Genomic DNA, 19,181 nt, shown 5'->3' with positions numbered 1-19,181 from the left:
TGTTCTTTTTCCTACAGTAGCATACTCCAAGGTATTACTGAATATGAAGAACAAGAAAGAAAAGAAGAGACGACAAAATTACGCTTCATACATCATTTTCTTCGTCATGCCACCATCAACTGTAAGATTAATCCCTGTCACAAAGTTATTCATCGGGTTTGTTAAATAGAGACAAGCCTGTGCAATATCTTCAGGCAGACCCACCCTGCCTGACAAATGCTGCGCATGGTCGATTGGCCGTAGTGTCTCGTAATCACCTGTTTCAATCCACCCAGGTGAAATACAATTCACAGTAATTTGATCTGGCCCTAAAGACCGCGCTAAAGCATGTGTTAACGCCACAATCCCACCCTTTGTAGCCGCATAAGCTTCTGTATGAGGCTCCGACATTTCAGCTCGCGTTGAGGCCAGCGAAACAATGGAACCACCCTTAGCATTATGTCGCATCACTTTTGCAGCCTCTCTGGCACAGAAAAAGGTACTCGTTAAATTCGTCTGCAACAAATCATGCCACTCATCAAACGTCACCTCGTAAGGAGATTGATGCTGAAACTTCCCAGCATTATTAATTAAAATATGAATGGTCCCATATTGCTCAACAGCTCGCTGCATCAAATGAATGATATCCTGTTCCTTTGTCACATCCGTTGGAACAAATAATGCAGAGTAGCCCTGAGCAAGCATATCCTGTGCTAACTGTTGACCTAAGCCTGCATTCAAATCAGCAATCACCACTTTTGCACCTTGTTGTGCATATGCAAGCGTAATGCCCTTACCAATTCCTTGTGCACCACCTGTGACAATAACGACTACATCTTTAAACATCCGCATACCTCCTACTTTTTTATCGCCAATAGTGTAGCAAATATTTTGCTATTCGTCCTGTTAAGAGGGTGAAGAAATGGTATAATGGATGCTGTGGCAGCATATGATAAAAAATATGAGGCAAACCTTGCCTACATAGTAAAATTAATGTTGACTTTATGCTATAAATTACATATAATAAGTATTGTCCTTCCTATGGAATACATAAGAAACGACATCATGTCTCAGTAGCTCAGCAGGATAGAGCAACGGCCTTCTAAGCCGTCGGTCGGGGGTTCGAATCCCTCCTGGGACGTCTTAAAAGCAGGTCTCAGGCCTTTAGGGATAAGGGTTTGAGAGAAATTAGGGATACGGTCAGGGCTTCGGTCCGAGAGGTTGAATCCCTTTTTTCGTTCCTCAAATATTTATGAGTTTCCGAAATCATCTTCCAATCAAAATTTTGAATGGAGGATTTTTTTATGACAAAAAAGTCTGGATTGTTTGAAGTAGATATTGATTTAGCTTTATTAAAGCTTGAGTCAGAAATATCGGTTGAACCTAAAAAAGAAGCATCGAAAAAGATTGATGAAGCGGTTGAAATTGTGATTAAACAAATGGAATCTAGTGGCTATCGACCTCGTACCATAATAGATTATGAAACGATTGTGGGAAACTTTAAGAAAGCCCAAGCTATCGAGTATTTATCAGAAATCACACTAGGTACTATCTATAACTGGCTGGACCAAATGCAAGTGTGTAATCAAACAAAACAAACACGATTAAAGGCTCTGAAATCATTTTTAAGTAAGTGTTTTAATAATGGTTGGTACAATACAAAGTTTTGGCAGACAGTTAATGTGAAGGTTGATAAAAAAGTAAAGAGTGGAGCGAATGAGAGTGATGTGAAATTATTGTTATCACTTTTGGATGTGAATACATTTGTGGGATTGCGTGATGCAGTTGCCATTTTGACCATGTATAAAACAGGCATTCGTATTAATACATTAGGGCAGTTAGAAGAAAAGCATATTGATTTAGAAGAGGGATTACTAAAGCTTGATGGTGACATTTTGAAAAATCATAAATTACTAAAACTACCTATTGATAATCAATTACTCCAGCTATTTAAAGTACTTATTCACCAAAACAATAAAATTAGAAATCATTATGGCGAGAAAAATGAAAACATCTTCGTTTCTAATAAAGGGACGCCAATAAATACAAAATCAACGAATAATGCTATCTCCAAACAACTCACTAAATACAGTAAAAAATACGGTTTGAAGAATATTAATGCACATGCTCTAAGACGTGCTTTTGCGAAAAACTTATTGAATAAGGGTGCGAATATAGCATTAATTTCTAAAGCTTTAGGCCATTCAAATTTGGAGGTAACGACGCAATATTTGGATTTAGATGTTGAGGAAGTTGCGAGTAATCTACGAGATTATTTGTGATTTGTAAATTAAAGTAAATTTGGTAAATGTGTTATCAATGATAATTCAGGTTATATTATTATTCCCAACTGCGACAAATTGTTTCAATAAAAGATTTTTTTGCCTTGTTGTCAGAACATAGCTCTGTCGTCGGAGCAAAGCAAGGGGAACAGGAGAAACCTCACGGATTTACCTGCTTTTTCGTGTAGAGGGCACGATGGTTTGATTTATAGCCAGTCGGCTATAGTAGTAATTTTTATATTGATAGATTACGAGATGAAGAATTAGCATCCTATATTGGCAATATATAAATGGATGCATTTCTAACAGCATTTGTCGGGCATTATACAAATGACTTTTTAAACTCATGTAAAGTGTGATTTGCACAGAAGAGAGAAATAGTTGGACAAAGCTTTTTGTACGATACACTCCTCAAAACAGAAGCACATTGCGACATCTTTAATGCTCCAATTTAAAGATACATCTAAAGCAGTTATTCGAAATGAAGTAAGTAGTTGGAAAGCGTAAGAAAAAGCAATCACTAGAATCCCTATTTACTGAAAGAAAAGAGCAATGGTTAAAGTACTATCTAAACATCTAATAGCTACACGTAAAGAATTAAGCAAAGTCAACTATAGTTTGTACGCATGGTTATGGATTCATGAACGCAAGTGGTTTGATGAAGTGATACCGAAAGGTCAACGTAATAATGTGTGAATGTTAAATGGAGTGTATGTTGTGTTAGCAATGATGATATCTTCAAAGAGTTGAAAACACCATTGGTAAGTTTGAAGCACCAAAGTATAAAAAATGGTGGATAAAAATGGCGTTTTTGAATCGGCCTTGATATAGTTATAAGAAGAGATATTACATTTAAAATGTAAGATTATTTAAATATTGATAGGTGGCTGAAATGAAATGGCGGAAGTAAATGAGGTATCTAGTTTAACTGATTTTATTAATAATGATAGTTGTTGTTTGATTTTTGATACAAATATTTATCTTAATTTATATGAATATTCTCCAGAAACAACTGATTTCTTTGTGAAATTGTGTGAGCATATCAAACATAAGCTATATTTGCCAAGTACAGTTAAAAGGGAGTTTGATAATAATCATCATTCTTCTTTAAGTAGACAAAGAAATAAATTTAGAAATGCTGTATCGAATTTAATTAATCCATTGAATCAGATGGAAGCTAAATTAAGCCACCAATTTGAGATTTTAAGGTCATTTAATTTTCCGAGTATAGATGATTTACAAGAAACTGTTAATGCAAATATAGGAACTTTAAATAGGACTTTAAACACATATATTGATTCACATCAAGAGTTTGAAGAGATAAATAGTCGATTTTTAGATAGTGACATTGTAAATGAATTGATTTGCGAAATAATAGAAAATGACCGTATGCTAGAAGCTTTTACAATTGAAGAAATATATCAACATTGTAGTGACGGGGAGAAAAGATACAAAAATAAAGTGCCACCAGGATATAAAGATGATGAAAAGAAAAAAGGAATTAATGCCTTTGGCGATTTTCTAATTTGGAAAGAAGCTTTAAATTTTTGCCAAGCAAATAATAAGAACCTAATATTTGTTACAGATGATGTTAAAGAAGATTGGTATAGGATGGAAAATTCTAGAAGAATCGGATTCAGAGAAGAACTCGTAAATGAATTTAAGAGGATAACATCTTGTGAAGTAATAGGTGTTACTTCGAGTGAATTATTTAGTGAACTAGCAGAAGTTTATGGAGAAGAAATTCCATCAACTGCTGAATGGATTATCGGATACGATGTGGAAAATTATTTGGATGCGGTTAAAGATTCAGGCATAGATATGGATATTGAAGAGTTATTGTTAAATTCTTTAGAAGGTTATATAGATACGTCATCATTATCTAGCTATGATGGGACAAATTTTGAGTATCAGGATGATTCGTTTGAAATCGCATATATTTCAGGAGCTTTTGAAGGGTATGATGATGGAACAGCAGAATATAACCTAACATTTGATATAAAGGCTAAATGTGATACTAATGAATATTACGGGAGAGATGGAGATTCTAAAGAAATCCTCCTTTCACCAACAAGGACTCATGATATAGAGGGAAGGTTTGAGGTACGATTAGTTAGAAGGATTGATTCATATTTAGATTACTGGGATGATGTAAATCTGTATGATGAAATTGAGATAATTGATGGTTTATTTGTGGAAACTTCAATTCTTAGAAGTGAAGATATTTGTATTGAGTGCGGTGTACGGAGAGGTATTTATTTAGATTATAATCAAGAGCCTATTTGTGAAAGATGCATTGATAATAACGAACATGGAGAGATATGTACAAGTTGTGGTTTTAAATATCCTGTAGAGCATATGTTTGATGAAAGTACTTGTTATGGGTGTTCTTCCCGTGAATTTGATTGAACCTTAGAGATTTGCCCGTTTTCCTACTATGTTAGAGCATAACAAACTTGCGCAAAATTAGTACAAAACTTGCTACAATGTAAGATTAGAGCTAAAGTAAAGAGACTAGGACAAAAGAAATTTAACAAGAAAAAACCCCGGACTATATTACGGAATATTAATTCAATATTTCGTAATATAGTTCGGGGTTTTGGTTTATATGTTTCGTTAATTTAAAAAATTATCCGAATTTTATAACGGTTTTAGTTATGTCCTTGTCTCTTTTTTTTGTGAGAAATACATTAAATGGCTATTCGATTTCTTTTTTGTCTTTGTTCCTCGAAACGCCATTTTGTTAATGCTTCTGCTTTTACGCCACTAACTACGTGTGTAATATCTGTTTTTAATAATGTATAAACGACTTTTAAGCATAAATTTATATCATTGGTTGTATAAGGAGCTGGCGGCTCATCACCATGTGCGGCGGGATTTCTTAAATCTCTATAAATTACCGAAAATCTTTTGCATTCAAATTCAGTAAAGTACCCTTTTGAGTTACTTAATGCGGATAATCTAAAACTAAAAGGTATATTTTCCTCGTGTTTTGTATAATCTATTTTTCTATTTACTATACGTTCAGTTATGCTACCTGTTAAAAGGAAAATTGTTAAATAATCTTTATTCCAAATGGCATTCTTTAGTGATTTTTTATAACTCCATTTCTTTTTATTTAATATTGATAGAGTAGTGGGATTTGCATTTTTTATTGCATTATTAAATTGCTTTTTCAATTGTTTTTTCTTTAACATTTTGAATACCTCCCTGTTTATTCTATATTAAAATTCGTCTTTTTTTACCATCTTTATAATTTCCTTTAAGCCAAAACTGTACTCTATAAGGTCAGTATTTCGCTCATAAAAATTGTTTGTCGCGTCATTTAAAGAATCAAAATAACTGAAATCAAATATTATATCACGTTCTCCAAAATAAAGAGCTGTAGCATATTCTTCTTTACTGATTTCAATTAAGAGAACTGCATCTGCTATTGGAGTGAATTCGTCTTCGTCAGTTTCGTATTCCTCAATATTAATATCTAATATTTTGTAATTCGTATTAGTTTTTTTTAATTGGGCATGGATTTTATCCTTAATATTTTCTGATACATATCCATTGTCTATTAAGTATTGTTGGAATTCAGAATCTGCTGTGGCAGTCTGATATTCTTTTCTAATTAAGTTACTAATAGTATGGGTTCTATTGCTTGTAACATTAATCAGATAATCGTTTTGTTTTTCTATTGAGTAAATATTATAGATGGTTAGGTAGTCAAGTTTTTCTAAATCTTCTTCAGATAGTCTGAATCCAGTTACTTTATTTTCGGGTTTTTTCATAAAATATTTGCTCCTTTCCTATATGTTGTTATAAAGTTAACATTATAACAACATGCAGTCAATGTAAAAGTTAACTTTATAATTATTTTATTGAAAGTATGCTATTTGTTTTTATATAGATAAAGCCATACATAATGCATTGGTTTTTTTATGTGGAAAATTATACAAAAAATGATGTCGTTTAATGTGTAACTTCTGTTAACAAAAGTTAAGTGTATGAAATTTTAAAGGTGTTGGCCAGTTGAGTTGAGGGGATTTAAAGTCTCTAAAAATTGAACAGTTGAAAGGGGAAAGCTCTTTCAAGAATCAAGCCGATAAAACCAAAAAGGGACCGTCTACTTAAATAATTTGATGGCAGATATTGCAGATTATATTGAAACACTACCAGGGAGTGAGGTGAATCTGTTCCAAAATAACGAAATTTATATTACTAAGTATGATAAAAAATTAAATGAATAGGCTACTAAAAATTTTTTAGAAGAAATCAGAAAAAATGAAGGATTATAAAAATTTAACCATGTATCGAAGTTAGTTTTGATACATGGTTTTATAGTATTACTTTTCTGAGAAATTCTTTGAACTTGAAATGCATTGCATACTTAGAAAGTATGGCAATCCACCAGATTTGAAGAAAGAAGCTGTAGAGACTGTTACCAAGCATACGGAACTGATGGCGCTCCTTTTTTTGTAACGGCTGAATTGACACTATTCGATAAAAACTTATCTGATTTGAATGCCGTCTTGCAAGTTTGAACTAAATTAAATCTGAGACAGAAAAGACGGCAAATCAATTTATCGTGAAGTATTAAATGCCCATCAATATAAAACCTTATAACTATTTATTGTGAAAAAAGTAGACGTTTTTTTTAGTATATATTATATAAAAAGTTTGAAAAAGTGTATACCTTCTAACAGTAGAATAAAATAGTAAAAAGCGAAACAAACAAATCTCCAAATAAGGAGACTATTTCGCTTTTATTATTAAGCTTCGAATGTACATAAAACTGTTTCTAGCTGTACAAGTAGAGCAGTTTTATTTTTAGTATATTCTTTTTGAATGAACATTTTTAATATATCGTGAAGCTCATGTAGTTCTAGGTTGCCGAAGTCTGCTAAATTATAGGGTGTTAATTTATTTATAATACGGTAACGAGCAACTTTCTTTGATTTAAATTCCACATGAAAATATTTTTTCACCATTTTGTTTAGGTCATTATAATTTGTAAATTCAAGTTCGGAACTAATTGTATTAAGTATCTTATTATATTCGTCTTTGGACAATGAAACATTACAATATTGTTCTAACTTTTGTATAGCAACTTTTGTTGGTACAATTTGCTTAGTAACATCCCACAATAATAATTGAATATAACCATCTAATTTTGTTTTTAATTGATTAACTTTTTGAGTAGAATCTAAAGATGGTACAATTTTTAAAAATACCTCGTACGCAATATACGGTCCGATACTAAGCAATACTTTTGCTTCTAGTTTTGTGAGAATGCTTTTAGTACGGATTTTGTCCCCGTTATCAAATTTTGTCGTCAGCTCTTTATATTTCTCTGGAGATAATCTCTGTTGAAGAGGAATGGATTTTAATTCTGCTTCCGAAACTTCTAAAAGGTGGTTGTATGTGTCGGTCCAATCATAAGACAAATAAGTTAATTCATTATGAGTGAATAGATTAGCAACATCGCAAATAAAAGAATTTCTTTTGCGTTCATATGCGTATTCTTTTACAGTAATTAGTTTATTACAAATGGCAAATTTGTCTACCTGTAACAGGTTATTTTCAATCGTTAGAAAATTGTTTTGTTCTAATATAGATAACGTTTCAAGGTGAAAATATCCAATATCCTTGTTTAATAGAGCTACTAAATGAGAGGTTTTGTTTAGTAACAAATCATAGATTTTCTGCGTATTATGAATTTCTTCATCTATATCACATTTTTGATATAAGATAGTAAATTGTTCGAATTGTTGACGGAAACGATGACTCATTTGCTCAACTGTAGTTAAATTGAATAATCGGGAATTGTGGTTAGCAACTACGACTGTTTCAAACAAATCATTTGATACATTTTCTAAGCTAACACCTTCTGCTATTACTGAAGTGGCAAGTATTACCTCATAATTTTCAGGATATAATCGCTTGTCTTCAATTGTTTTATAGGCAGGCATTTCTTTTTTTTCTGAATCAATTACTGCCGTTTTTATATTGAGTTTATTTAGCAATAAAGCTACATGTTCATTTACGTCAATGGATTGGCAATAAATTAATAATTTATGCTGCGGTAAACGTGTTAAAACATAATTTACTATAGCGTTCACCGCATCTAACTCCATCGGATAGGATACAGCAACTAAATTATTGAAATGTGGTGAATCAGGCTTTACAACGGTGATGATTGTTGTAAATTCATCTTTAGGAATTTCACTTGTGGTGCCACTAAGTGCTATCATAGATTTTGCTGTTTTTTGAATAGAATACATATTTGAAATGGTTTGATAACGAAAATCAGTCTTATAATCCAGAATAAGTCGGTGGAACTCATCAATTACTAGATGATATATCATTTCAGGACGCTCTGCTTTTAGGGTATCTATCAAAAATGGCAGTTTGTCATATGTGCAGATAAAAATCCGATTTCCTTCCGCTAGATGATGAGTAATCTCCATTTTTAAATGGTTATTACCACCCTGTACTAAGAGAGAAGACTTAGTATGTTTCTGATAAGATTGTGAGCCAATAAAGCGAGTGGGGGTCGTGAGAATAAAGAATTCGTCTTTTGTCTCATCTGATAGTTTTTCAAATGCATTTAGAATACTAGTAGTTTTCCCAGAATTAGGAGGCGAATCAATTAGTATTCTTTCGTTGCGTGTAATCCATTCTACTGCTAGTTTTGTTGGGATTTTCCCCTTTTCTAATTCCGTTTGTTTGATAATTTCTTTTTTCATTGGTTAGTCCTCCATTAATGAATGTTTTTTGGCATACAAGACGATTCAAAAAAATGAAGTAACTATGGCTTCTGATATAAAATATCGTTATAATTGAGTTAGTTTTTATGGTTAGCACATAGCTACCGTATTTTGAATGATTGTCATTGGGGAATGACAGTCTTATAGTTGAACCTCTACGTTGGCGCTTAGAGGTTTTTTATTTCCCAGATATTATAATGCAAATTTTGATTTGAAAAATCGAAAACATGTTCTAGCCTGTGTTGAGTAATAGTAACATGGTGTTTCGTATATGTAATGAGAAAAAATAACTATTTTATAGTATAAAATACTCATATGTTCAGAAGTGAACATATGAGTATTTTGGTGTTTGAAAGATAATGTATAAAAACCCGTTCTTATTTTGTTTAATGTTTGAAAGTAAACATTTAAGGAAGAAGAATGTTTATATTTTATTAAAATAGATTTCCCCTCCATTATGCCAATCAATAATTTTATTTGGGTGAATATGCGATATGACATTAGTTGCAAGAATAGGTGAATTGGTATGATATCCACCGCTAGTGTTTTTTTGAATGATGTTACTTTCTAAACATTGAAGCCAATCTACAGAAATATTTGATAATGGAATATCAATAGAAAAAATAGTAGGAATACCATGATTCTTTAATAAGTCATGGCTCAATAAATCAGCAGCTACTGCTTGTATAAACTCACTTCCATAAATCATATAGTGTCCAGAATTCAGCAATTCTTCGATGGAAACAGTGAACCAAATACCTTCTTCGGAAGAGAGTTCCGACTGCCAACGTTTTTCAAAAGCATTTCTTATTTTTTTATCGTCAATGTAGGTACCTTTCAAGCGATGAAGTGTTTCTAAAAGCATATCATTCTTAGTAAGCGGTTTTATCCCATTTAAATAATAGGTCTCAACATCTAGTGGTCGGCAGCCGTGATATCCTCGAATATGGGTATATTCCTTGGACAAATTAAAAGTTGATGTTAATTTTGCTTCAGCCAATTCTTCAATAATTGCTATCCTTTTCAATTTAATTTCCTCCTTCAAAATATAAAGTTCATTAGGTGTAGCGATAGACTTCGGGGTTCGACCACTTTTCATCCACAAAGTCTATTATTTCTCTTATACTCAATATATCAAAATAGAAAAGTTGATATTTATGGAATGTAAAGATTTTAATTAGGCAGTACAATATTGAAATAGGGCAGAATGTGCAATGATAATGCTAGTTAAAGATACGGTAGGGGTTTGGACAAACGTTTTTGGTTGCAATTAGTAGGATGCCTAGCATAGCAAGTTTTTTGATAGCGTTATAGGGGAAAAAGTTAACTTCCTAGCGCAATTTATAACAACATGTGAATTAACGTGATAATCGATAGCCTACTTTGATTCTACAAAAAAAGTAACCAGGAATACCGGTTACTTTAAGTGGACTATTATTGATGAACAGATAGTATAGCTGCATTTATCATCATTTCTTTTTGTTCTTCTGTTAAAATTTTCCCTTCGTAATACAATTCCTGAATTAAAAAGAAATCTCGTATCTCTAGTGGTTGAACCAGCATTGATTGCAACTGGTCATCTAAAAATAGGTTTGGATTTGCATTTAGTGCTTTGCAGATTAATGAGAAAATTGCCAAACTCATATTTGTATGAATTTCATTTTCTAATTTAGATAAATACGATGCGGTGACGCCAGTTTTGTTTGCTAACTCTCTTAAAGATAATCCACGGTCTGAACGTAAAATTCGTATGATGTTACCACAGCTAAGTTTTCCAATTTCTTTTGACATAGATATTACCTCCAATAATGTCTCGGTTAGAGAACCCCTTTTTTCTCGAAAGATTTTTCATTATAGATAAAAGTGAAAATAATTATTCCTATGTATAAAAGAATTATTGAAGATTTATTAAACTGTTATAAAAGTATTAAATGCTATACGTTAGTGTACTTTATTAAAGATTTTAATAAGAATTAATGTATTGATAATTATGAGCTACTAAAGAATTATATACAAAATCACCACCTATGATGGCAACCATTAGTTTTCTAATTTAAATTGCCTTGCGGAAGGTCTGTAGTTGGGGGCTTCTGTTTTTGTGCTTATGTTTACATAGTAGGGTCTATATGGTAATTTAGAGGTAATTATTAATAAAGGTGGTAAAAAAGTGAAGTCGATTCATGTTTTGGGCATCGTTATTTTAACAGCAATATTGAGTATAAGTGGTACGTTTTTGATTATGAAAAAGAACTCTGACAACGAAACTACTAAAACCGAGAGAGAATCAGATAGCGGTCAATCAAATTCAAAAGGCACTGCTAAAAAAGAGTTTGTATCAACAGTGGATACAAGCGGTATGGGGTGGGAAAATGCTACTTATTCCAAAAGGATTGATGAATGGAAAAGTGGAGATGAACCCTTCGTTGACAATCTAGTATCAGAAGTGCTTCAACAGATGGCGCATCAAAAGATTATCGCTGAACTGAAAGAAGGTTCTATTATGATTACGCCAGAAAGAATCAACATTCTATTACAGATGGTCGAAGCAAACAAAGATAACTATGAAAATTATGAAACGTATCTTGATATATTACAACGTTGGAAAAAGGGTGATTTTTCAACAGTTGATGATGACCATAATGTTTTGATGCGTAAGCAAGGGGGCAAACTCCCAGAAGGTGCAGCGACAGGTATTGCTTCAGAAGAACAAGAGAAGGATTATATATTCCAAGTCTTTTCTAAAGAGGTAGATGCAGTTTTTGGAACGACAGAAAAGCGTAATTAAATTATGTTTTTTCATAAGAAAGGCAGTAATGACAAGGGTTTATTCTTTGCTATTACTGCCTTCTTCTAATGGCAAGTAAAGTAACAATGTATGAACATGAATAAAACTTTAAAAAAAAGGTTGTTAAATCGAATAATATTCCCCTTAGGAGGATAACCTCTCTGCTATTCTGCTTCCTCTCACGTGGAAATATTGTTTAACGGTGTATGAAGGTCAATTGTACGTTTTAAATATCTTATATTCTCATCATTTGATAAGGAAGAGGTGAATCATAATATAGTTATTTGTGCGATATTTAATCCTTTAATATACATTAGTTTCTTCTGAATCTTTCTAGAATGGCAGTTTTACAAGGTTAAATATAACTCACCAATTAAATGTTTTTTGATTGTCATTAATTTAGTGACATGTGACGTTCTTAGCGTGATTGTAATATCACTTCCTTTTAACATGTGAATAACAACTACTTTTTTGTCAGATTTCGACATTGTATACAAATGAGTAGTTAAATATTACAGCTATTTAAGTAGATGTACGCCACCAAATACATCGTTTAATATATTTAGATTCAGGATTTCTATTTCATCTAAAACAAGGTTCTCTACAAAGTTTTTATATTTTTGATTATTCCTCAATTTATTCTCCAATTGCATATCTTCAACAATAAGTTTGAACTGAATCGTAAATCCTTGAGGTGTGTCTAAAAGATAACTAAAGTATTCACGGATTTGTTTTAAGTTTTCTTCTAACTTTGGAATGTAGTTATATTTTTGATTGATATTGAAAATATAAATAATAGGGCCATGAAAGCTAACACGAGATTCAACTTTATTTTCAATGACCCAACCACCGAGGTAAATATCCCGCGCTTGCATAGCATTCAAATTGAAATTGTAGTAATAAAGTGGCTTTTCGATTGCCTTAACGTTTTGCAATTTTTGTATATTTGTCAGGCGTATACGCTCTAACTCCTCAATTTCAAATCTAATTTTCTCCCAGCTATGCTTATATGATTGTATGCTTAACAGTTTAGTCAAAATATGATGGTTTGATTTATCTTTAGCTAAAAGAGTAGTTCTTTTAGCAATCTCCTCAATATACAGGTCTAACGATTCTACAACTTCTAGTTGCATAAGATTGTACAATAATACTGCATTGATATAGGCGCTTTTAATCGCTTTTGATGTAGTAAAAGTAATACTGGCTACAGACGCTCTTTCTTTACATGTTAAATAGTAAATAGCAAATTTTTTTAAACGAATGATATGACGATTACAGTAACGATGAATATGAATAATATCTGCATCTGTTAAATCCTTTAGAGCAAGAATGAATTCTTTTTCAGATATTGCAAAAAATTGCTGTAGGTATTGTTTTAATTGTGTACGCCACATGATGCCTTTTCCTAGATGGTAAATGATTTTTAAAATGTCACTGTATTGTTTAGCGACTTCCTCTTTCTTTTGTATTGTTATCATACAGATTCCTCCTTTCTATTTAAGTAGTAAAAATCTACTGGACAGTTAACCATCTCTGCAAATATCTTTTTGGCTTTAATGTCTTTCACTGAATAATTTGACGTAATAACCTCGTAAAGACAAAGCCTACCATCCAATATATATCCTCCATCTGTTGGGCTAATCTGCTTACTTCGGATTAAGTCCTCGATTTCATCAGCTCGTGCATATTGTTGTGTTTCTTCATAAATCTTTAACGTTTGGTACAAAACATTTTGAAGTTCCTTTTCTGTTTGCCAATTCAGACGCACTCCTAATGGCAAATTCATATATTTTTCTGCAACAGCTAAATCATGTATTACAGATGAGGAACGATAGAATTTTGTAATATTAAATTGTTTTGCTAATCTTTGTCCTCTCTGCGTTAATGCATAGATAAAAGTAGACATATCTTTTTTTACAAATGTAGCTGTCTTATTTATATAACCATTTTTAATGAAGGTTAGTAACCGGTGATTTGAGATGTACTGAAGAATATGCTCTTTTAGCAGCACACCACATGACCGTAAAGCTTGAAGCAAGTAAATGTCGTTTTGGTAGATTGAATGAATATTTTTCATTTGCATGACCCCTTTCTACTTAGAATGAGAGCGTGGAAAATGTGAAGACCTGCATTCCCACACCTGCGCTCCTGTTATTGATAGAACGCCATATTCTATACAAGTATGGGGGTAGATATAACATCTCTTCCTGAAAAACATGGGAAATTATGTGTTAAATAGAGTTTATAAATGTTTACAACCGTACGTTTTTGTATTAATTTAAAACATTTTTTGATGAAAAAAAGTAATAATTTGTAGTGACTTTGTATACGATGAAAAAACTTATTTAGAGAGGGAGGGAAATAGGGTTGGAAAAATTACAGTATAAAATGTTACCGATTGAAGAAAAGTTGGTATGGCTTAATGAAGAGTTACGAGAAAAAGAACTCAAGCAAGTTGCTAGTGAAATAGGAATGTCGGCCAGCAGCCTAACAAAAGATATTTGTATAGCAGGTTATCGCTTTGACAGAACTGCTAGACAATATGTTGTTGCAAAAGTGAAAGAGGAAGACGCTACTGATGAAGTGTTAGCTTATATAATGCAGCACTTTAACGCTATACAAGCTTTAATAGAGGAAGATAGGAATAGACGGAATCTATGTTTAGAGATAGATAATCGTTTATACGCTGCGCCAACAGAAGCATATCAAACTAGAAGTTTTAAAATACATCAAGAAATTTACAATGAGTTTGTTCAACTGTATGAGGAACAATTTCGACATTTAAAAATGCAACATGTGGTTTCGTTAGCGATTACAGAATTTGTGAAAAGGTATAAGTAGAATTGATTATTTCTGAATATAAATAAGAGCCAAAAGTGTAATGAAGTGAACATTTTGAATATAACAGCGTTATTTAAAAAGGGAATTTTTCTATTAAAGTTTATTTAAAATCAAACTGGAAGCGGGAGCAATTTCTAAAATGAGGTTGCTTTTTTTAGTTGGAATAATTATGGTAATAAGTTACAATCTGAATTAAGGATAAGGTTGGAGGGGTTAAAATAATGGGAGATAAGTATTTACCTCTATATCAGTATTTAGCAAATAGAAATGATGCAACAGTAATGCTAGATTTCGAAAAAATCGAATCAATCATAGGGTGTAAATTGCCTAATTCAGCTTATCAACATCCAGCGTGGTGGGCTAATCAAAAAAAGCGCCATAGTCAAACAGGTGCATGGATGGATGCAGGTTATTTTGTCCAATCTGTTAGTTTTGGCAAAACCGTAACGTTTGTAAAAGAGGCTGTTTCCATACAACTAACAAAGAAAAATGTAAGTGAGACCAATACACAGCACCCTATGGATAAGATAGCGTTAAAAGTTAGTGCACTAAAAACTATAGTAATAGAAGGAACTCCTAAATTTGATGGAGAGAATCTAGATGAACAGTTCCATTTCATTAGAAAATTGTCTCGTACAATTGGGAATATAAGCAATGATTTAAGTTATTTGAGTTGTCATTATATAGAGGCATTTTTAAATAAGAACTTTAAGATGGATTCTTGCTCAGTCTTAACAAAAGCACAAGGAGCAGCGGGGCTAGATGTAGATGAGATTACTGTTGATGGACAGAGAATTATAGGTGAATTAAAGACCACATATCCATACGCAGAATATGATTTGGGAGCAGCTCAAAAAACGAATTTCAAGAAAGATTTTGAACGTTTGAAAACTGTACAAGCAGATTTTAAATATTTTTTTGTCATTGAAGAAAAAACATTTGAAATACTAAAGGAAAAATATCGGCATTTGTTGCAAGGTATTACATTGGTCTTGTTACCAGATGCACTAGATGACTATAATGCTGTTGTATTGATAAATGAACAGGAGGGGATTAAATGAAATTTGTATATTATAACGATACAGGGAGAAATGTTTCTATCCATTCGGCGACCAAAGAAACTTATAATGTAGAATGCGATATGAGTGCTATTCAGCCCTTGCAAGAACGTATATTTTATTTGCCAGCTAACACTTACCCTTGGGTTAAAATGTGGGATTATGGAGAGAAACGAGGTCTTAGTATTATAGTAATACCACAAACTGATGAGTAATCTAAAAATGCCTCATCTTATTTAGCCTAAGGATGCTGAATGTAGAATGGAGTCATGGACACATCCTGGTTAAGTAAGTATTATTATAACCAAGAGAGGACGTGTCTTTTTTATGAGTCAAAAAAGATTTAATAAAGAATTTAAACAAACTGTTGTGGAGCTTTATCACTCTGGTACACCAGTCAGTCAACTGTCTAGCGAATATGGCGTTTCTGAAGTAACTATTTATAAATGGATTAAGTTACATTCTCCAATCGAAGGTGCAGAAGAATTAACTGCAGCGGAAGTTTCTTCGATTCAAAAAGAAAATCTTCGGTTAAAGCAGGAGATTGAAATCTTAAAAAAGGCTATGACCATATTCGCGAAAAAGTAACAGAACAAGAACTCATTGACCATATTGAAAACGAAAGCGAACATTATCCTATTCAATTAATGTGTCGCGTTTTAAAGGTACCCAAAAGTACGTATTATCAGTCTTTCCACAAGAAACCAAGCGTGTACGAAGTTGAAAACAAAAAAATTACAGTACGTATTTGTGCCATTCACAAAGAAAGTGATGGACGATACGGTGCGCCGAAAATACATGCACAGTTACTCAAAGAAGGCGTGAAAGTTAGTATTAAACGCGTACAACGACTCATGAAAAAAGCTGGTATTCGCTCAAACATCACAAAAAAGTACCGTCCGACGCCAACACAAAAGCCCGTGGAAGAACGTGAAAATATACTTGAACAAGATTTCCATACAACGACGATTAATGAAAAATGGGTAGCTGATATTACGTATATCCATACAATCCGAGATGGATGGTGCTACTTGGCGTCGGTTCTTGATTTACATTCGAAGAAAATTGTAGGGTATAAATTCGGACGAAAAATGACCGTAGATTTGGTCGTTGAAGCATTGGATTACGCTGTACAAGCTCAAAATCCATCCTCAGGATTAATCATCCATACCGATTTAGGTACGCAATATACGAGTGAAACATTTCAAGAAAAACTAAAAAAACACGAAATGATTCCGTCGTTCAGCCGTAAAGGATGCCCGTATGATAACGCATGTATCGAGTCTTTTCATGCGACATTGAAAAAAGAAGAAGTCTATCGAACACGCTATGAAAATTATGAAACAGCTAGAGTGGCACTATTTCAATACATTGAAGGTTGGTACAATCGCAAACGAATTCACGGTGCTATAGGCTTTCTAACGCCTGATGAATGTGAAGATATGTGCCGAGCTATGGCGTAACATTTTGGAATACAAGAAATGTTCCCCTTCACATTTTTGATGCGCAACCTCCATGGATTTCTCGCTCTACATCCCGAGTAGTCTGTCAAAGGCTCTTTTCACTTTGACTGGCTACTCGGGATGTGGAACACTCCATAAATGGTGGTTGCTACAAAACAAAAACTTAACTTTAATGTGTCCGGAATCTTGACTTAGATCCATGCATTTAAAATTAATGTTGCTTTTTATATATTTAGTATGTTAACTTTAAAGAAGTACTTTTAACATTTTTTTAGAGTTGTTAAAGTAGTTTCGAATAATTAAGAAAAAACAATGTTTTGTTATTTAGTGGTATGATTAGAATGATTATATAAGTATTATAGAAAATATATTAAATAAGTATCTGTGCATATATGCAAATGGTTTTAAAAAAAATCCATTTGTTGTTTATATGTAACAGATACTTTTTTTATTGTCTTATAGAGAACACAATTTCATTTTTATGTAAATATATGTAAATTATGAAGCTTGCTAGTTTTGAGACACATAATCTTTAAATAATTAAAAATTGTATTTAATATCAATTATTGTGTAAAATAATGTAAAAATATGTTTGGTGGTGATGAAAATTAGTCTTAATTTGTTTACAAACATACCTAATAACTTCTTTTCAATCCTCTCAGGAAATCTAAAAGAAGTCCATACGGATTTGCTTTATTTAGTTTACGAACATTATAAAAAAACGATTTACGTCATCGAAAAAGATGTTGTTATTGATTTATTTGTCGAGTATTTAGAAATCAATGACGATACAGATAAGTATACAGAAAATGAGGAGTTTATAAAAGACTTACGTGAAAGAGCGCACCATTATCTTCTGAAATTTTGTCAACATGGGTGGTTGTATCAAGAACAATATTTAGATTATAGATATAGAATTTCTATACCAGATTACTCTATAAGACTCCTAGATACCTTTGAGAAAATTTCATCTGGATACCAAATGGAGTTTAGTGGAACTGTACTTGCAATCTATCAAAATTTATCGGGAGAAGCGGGTAGTTCTTATTATGCCATTCAGCAAGCATATGAGAATACCGTTTCATTAATAAATGGTTTAAAGGAACTCAATCACAACATCAAAAATTATATAGAAAAGTTAATGGAGCAAGATAATGCTAAGGAAGTATTAGAGCAACTATTCAATGAGTACAACGAAAAGGTATTAGGAAGACATTATTATAGGTTGAAATCCTCGGATAATGTATCAAAGTATAGGACAAAGACCATAGATAGAGTGAGGAATTTAAGGCATCAGCTACATAATATTGAAGACCAAGCTCAGATTATGGTCAAAGAGCAATTTGCTAATACAGTAACAGAAGCTGAAAATATGTTATTTGATTGGTTAGAAGCTATTGAAAATGCCTTTGAAAATATCTATGCAATAATGAGAGAAATTGATGAAAGGAATAGGAAGTATCATAGAGCTGCTATTACACAAATTAATTTTCATCTTAATAAATCCGGCAACTTTACATCAATGGTAAATAACATTTTATGCTTTTTAGCTAATGCTTCAAAAGAAGGAGATAGTTCTTTTAAAAATCAAATTGAGGATGAATTAGAGCAATTTATTGAGTTATATACTCAACAGTATATAGATGGAAAAAGTATAAAAACTATTAATAAAAGAAAACAAGTAATTCAACAGACTCCTATGAAAAATAGAACAGTTAGTGAAGATGTAAAAAACAAAAAAATTAAAGAATATAAGCAACAATTACAAAATGAAATCACAGTACAAAAAGTTAATAAATATGTAAATACAATTTTAACGGATAGGTCTAGTCTAAACTTATCAGATTTTCCTTTCAATAATAAAGAAGACTATATCAATATGATATTTACTGTACTACACAGTACTAACAATAAAGCTACTTATTTAGTGAAGCTGAAAGATGAAAAAATAAAACATTTAGATGTTGAAAAGGGGACTATTCCAAATATGGAAGTAGAAAAAAGGGAGGAATGAA

17 protein-coding genes and 1 tRNA gene are annotated in these 19,181 nt (G+C 32.2%); 10 read left to right on the top strand and 8 right to left on the bottom strand.

Translation table 11 applies throughout. From position 1 onward, the window contains the following. Window positions 1–78: 78 nt before the first annotated feature. The gene (locus MHB40_RS18030) at window positions 79–825 is read right to left on the bottom strand and encodes a glucose 1-dehydrogenase (RefSeq protein ID WP_342533132.1); all 747 of its coding nucleotides are present in this window, start codon (window positions 823–825) and stop codon (window positions 79–81) included. 221 nt (window positions 826–1,046) lie between these two features. On the opposite strand from MHB40_RS18030, the gene MHB40_RS18025 reads away from it, so the two are divergent. From MHB40_RS18025 to MHB40_RS18010, 4 genes are all read left to right on the top strand, one after another. Beyond that, window positions 1,047–1,120: transfer RNA gene (locus MHB40_RS18025), tRNA-Arg, on the top strand. A 163-nt stretch (window positions 1,121–1,283) separates the two neighbouring features. Then, window positions 1,284–2,261, top strand: a complete 978-nt coding sequence (locus tag MHB40_RS18020; RefSeq protein ID WP_342533131.1) for a site-specific integrase — start codon at window positions 1,284–1,286, stop codon at window positions 2,259–2,261. A 552-nt stretch (window positions 2,262–2,813) separates the two neighbouring features. Continuing rightward, window positions 2,814–2,957: a hypothetical protein gene (locus MHB40_RS18015; RefSeq protein WP_339259362.1), complete on the top strand. Its 144-nt coding sequence runs from the start codon at window positions 2,814–2,816 to the stop codon at window positions 2,955–2,957. Between the two features lie 201 nt (window positions 2,958–3,158). Further along, window positions 3,159–4,670, top strand: coding sequence for a PIN domain-containing protein (locus MHB40_RS18010; protein WP_342533130.1), 1,512 nt, complete (start codon window positions 3,159–3,161; stop codon window positions 4,668–4,670). A gap of 281 nt (window positions 4,671–4,951) precedes the next feature. On the opposite strand, the gene MHB40_RS18005 is transcribed toward MHB40_RS18010, so the two are convergent. The 5 genes from MHB40_RS18005 to MHB40_RS17985 all read right to left on the bottom strand — a co-directional run bounded on the left by MHB40_RS18005 (window position 4,952) and on the right by MHB40_RS17985 (window position 10,810). Next, window positions 4,952–5,458 (bottom strand): hypothetical protein, encoded by a 507-nt coding sequence (locus MHB40_RS18005; protein WP_342533129.1) that lies wholly within the window; start codon window positions 5,456–5,458, stop codon window positions 4,952–4,954. Window positions 5,459–5,485: 27 nt separating this feature from the next. Then, the gene (locus MHB40_RS18000; protein ID WP_339259356.1) at window positions 5,486–6,040 is read right to left on the bottom strand and encodes a hypothetical protein; all 555 of its coding nucleotides are present in this window, start codon (window positions 6,038–6,040) and stop codon (window positions 5,486–5,488) included. Between the two features lie 981 nt (window positions 6,041–7,021). Further along, the gene (locus MHB40_RS17995) at window positions 7,022–8,998 is read right to left on the bottom strand and encodes a DEAD/DEAH box helicase (RefSeq protein ID WP_342533128.1); all 1,977 of its coding nucleotides are present in this window, start codon (window positions 8,996–8,998) and stop codon (window positions 7,022–7,024) included. A gap of 445 nt (window positions 8,999–9,443) precedes the next feature. Continuing rightward, on the bottom strand, window positions 9,444–10,046 hold the full coding sequence (locus tag MHB40_RS17990; RefSeq protein ID WP_342533127.1) for a hypothetical protein: 603 nt from the start codon (window positions 10,044–10,046) through the stop codon (window positions 9,444–9,446). Between the two features lie 407 nt (window positions 10,047–10,453). Continuing rightward, window positions 10,454–10,810 (bottom strand): helix-turn-helix transcriptional regulator, encoded by a 357-nt coding sequence (locus tag MHB40_RS17985; protein ID WP_339259350.1) that lies wholly within the window; start codon window positions 10,808–10,810, stop codon window positions 10,454–10,456. Window positions 10,811–11,186: 376 nt separating this feature from the next. Here MHB40_RS17985 and MHB40_RS17980 point away from each other — a divergent pair, with 376 nt between their 5' ends. Continuing rightward, window positions 11,187–11,804, top strand: a complete 618-nt coding sequence (locus MHB40_RS17980) for a DUF6241 domain-containing protein (protein WP_342533126.1) — start codon at window positions 11,187–11,189, stop codon at window positions 11,802–11,804. 518 nt (window positions 11,805–12,322) lie between these two features. Here the strand turns inward: MHB40_RS17980 and MHB40_RS17975 are convergent. Continuing rightward, complete coding sequence (locus tag MHB40_RS17975; protein ID WP_342533125.1) at window positions 12,323–13,282, bottom strand: hypothetical protein; 960 nt, start codon at window positions 13,280–13,282, stop codon at window positions 12,323–12,325. Further along, window positions 13,279–13,881, bottom strand: a complete 603-nt coding sequence (locus MHB40_RS17970; protein WP_342533124.1) for a hypothetical protein — start codon at window positions 13,879–13,881, stop codon at window positions 13,279–13,281. The genes MHB40_RS17975 and MHB40_RS17970 overlap by 4 nt, the downstream gene beginning before the upstream one ends. A 290-nt stretch (window positions 13,882–14,171) precedes the next feature. Between MHB40_RS17970 and MHB40_RS17965 the strand changes: the two genes are divergently transcribed. The 5 genes from MHB40_RS17965 (at window position 14,172) to MHB40_RS17945 (ending at window position 19,180) form a co-directional block, all read left to right on the top strand. Beyond that, window positions 14,172–14,645: a hypothetical protein gene (locus tag MHB40_RS17965; protein WP_342533123.1), complete on the top strand. Its 474-nt coding sequence runs from the start codon at window positions 14,172–14,174 to the stop codon at window positions 14,643–14,645. 221 nt (window positions 14,646–14,866) lie between these two features. Beyond that, entirely contained in the window at window positions 14,867–15,706 is an 840-nt protein-coding gene (locus MHB40_RS17960; RefSeq protein WP_342533122.1) for a hypothetical protein, read from the top strand. Next, a complete protein-coding gene (locus MHB40_RS17955) occupies window positions 15,703–15,918 on the top strand; it encodes a hypothetical protein (protein WP_342533121.1) in 216 nt (71 codons plus the stop codon). Before MHB40_RS17960 ends, MHB40_RS17955 begins: the two co-directional genes overlap by 4 nt. Before the next feature lie 112 nt (window positions 15,919–16,030). Continuing rightward, window positions 16,031–17,166, top strand: a protein-coding gene (locus MHB40_RS17950) for an IS3 family transposase (protein ID WP_342532494.1) whose coding sequence is annotated in 2 segments (ribosomal slippage) — window positions 16,031–16,253 and window positions 16,253–17,166 — 1,137 coding nt in all. Because the reading frame shifts where the segments join, the coding sequence is not laid out codon by codon here. A 601-nt stretch (window positions 17,167–17,767) separates the two neighbouring features. Then, complete coding sequence (locus MHB40_RS17945) at window positions 17,768–19,180, top strand: Wadjet anti-phage system protein JetA family protein (protein ID WP_342534800.1); 1,413 nt, start codon at window positions 17,768–17,770, stop codon at window positions 19,178–19,180. Window position 19,181: the final 1 nt, after the last annotated feature.

This window comes from Lysinibacillus sp. FSL K6-0057, assembly GCF_038630885.1.
In the GTDB taxonomy this organism is placed as follows: Bacteria; Bacillota; Bacilli; order Bacillales_A; family Planococcaceae; genus Lysinibacillus; species Lysinibacillus fusiformis_F.
The sequence above is the reverse complement of the archived record's forward strand: the minus strand, read 5'-3'. Positions and strand labels throughout refer to the sequence as shown.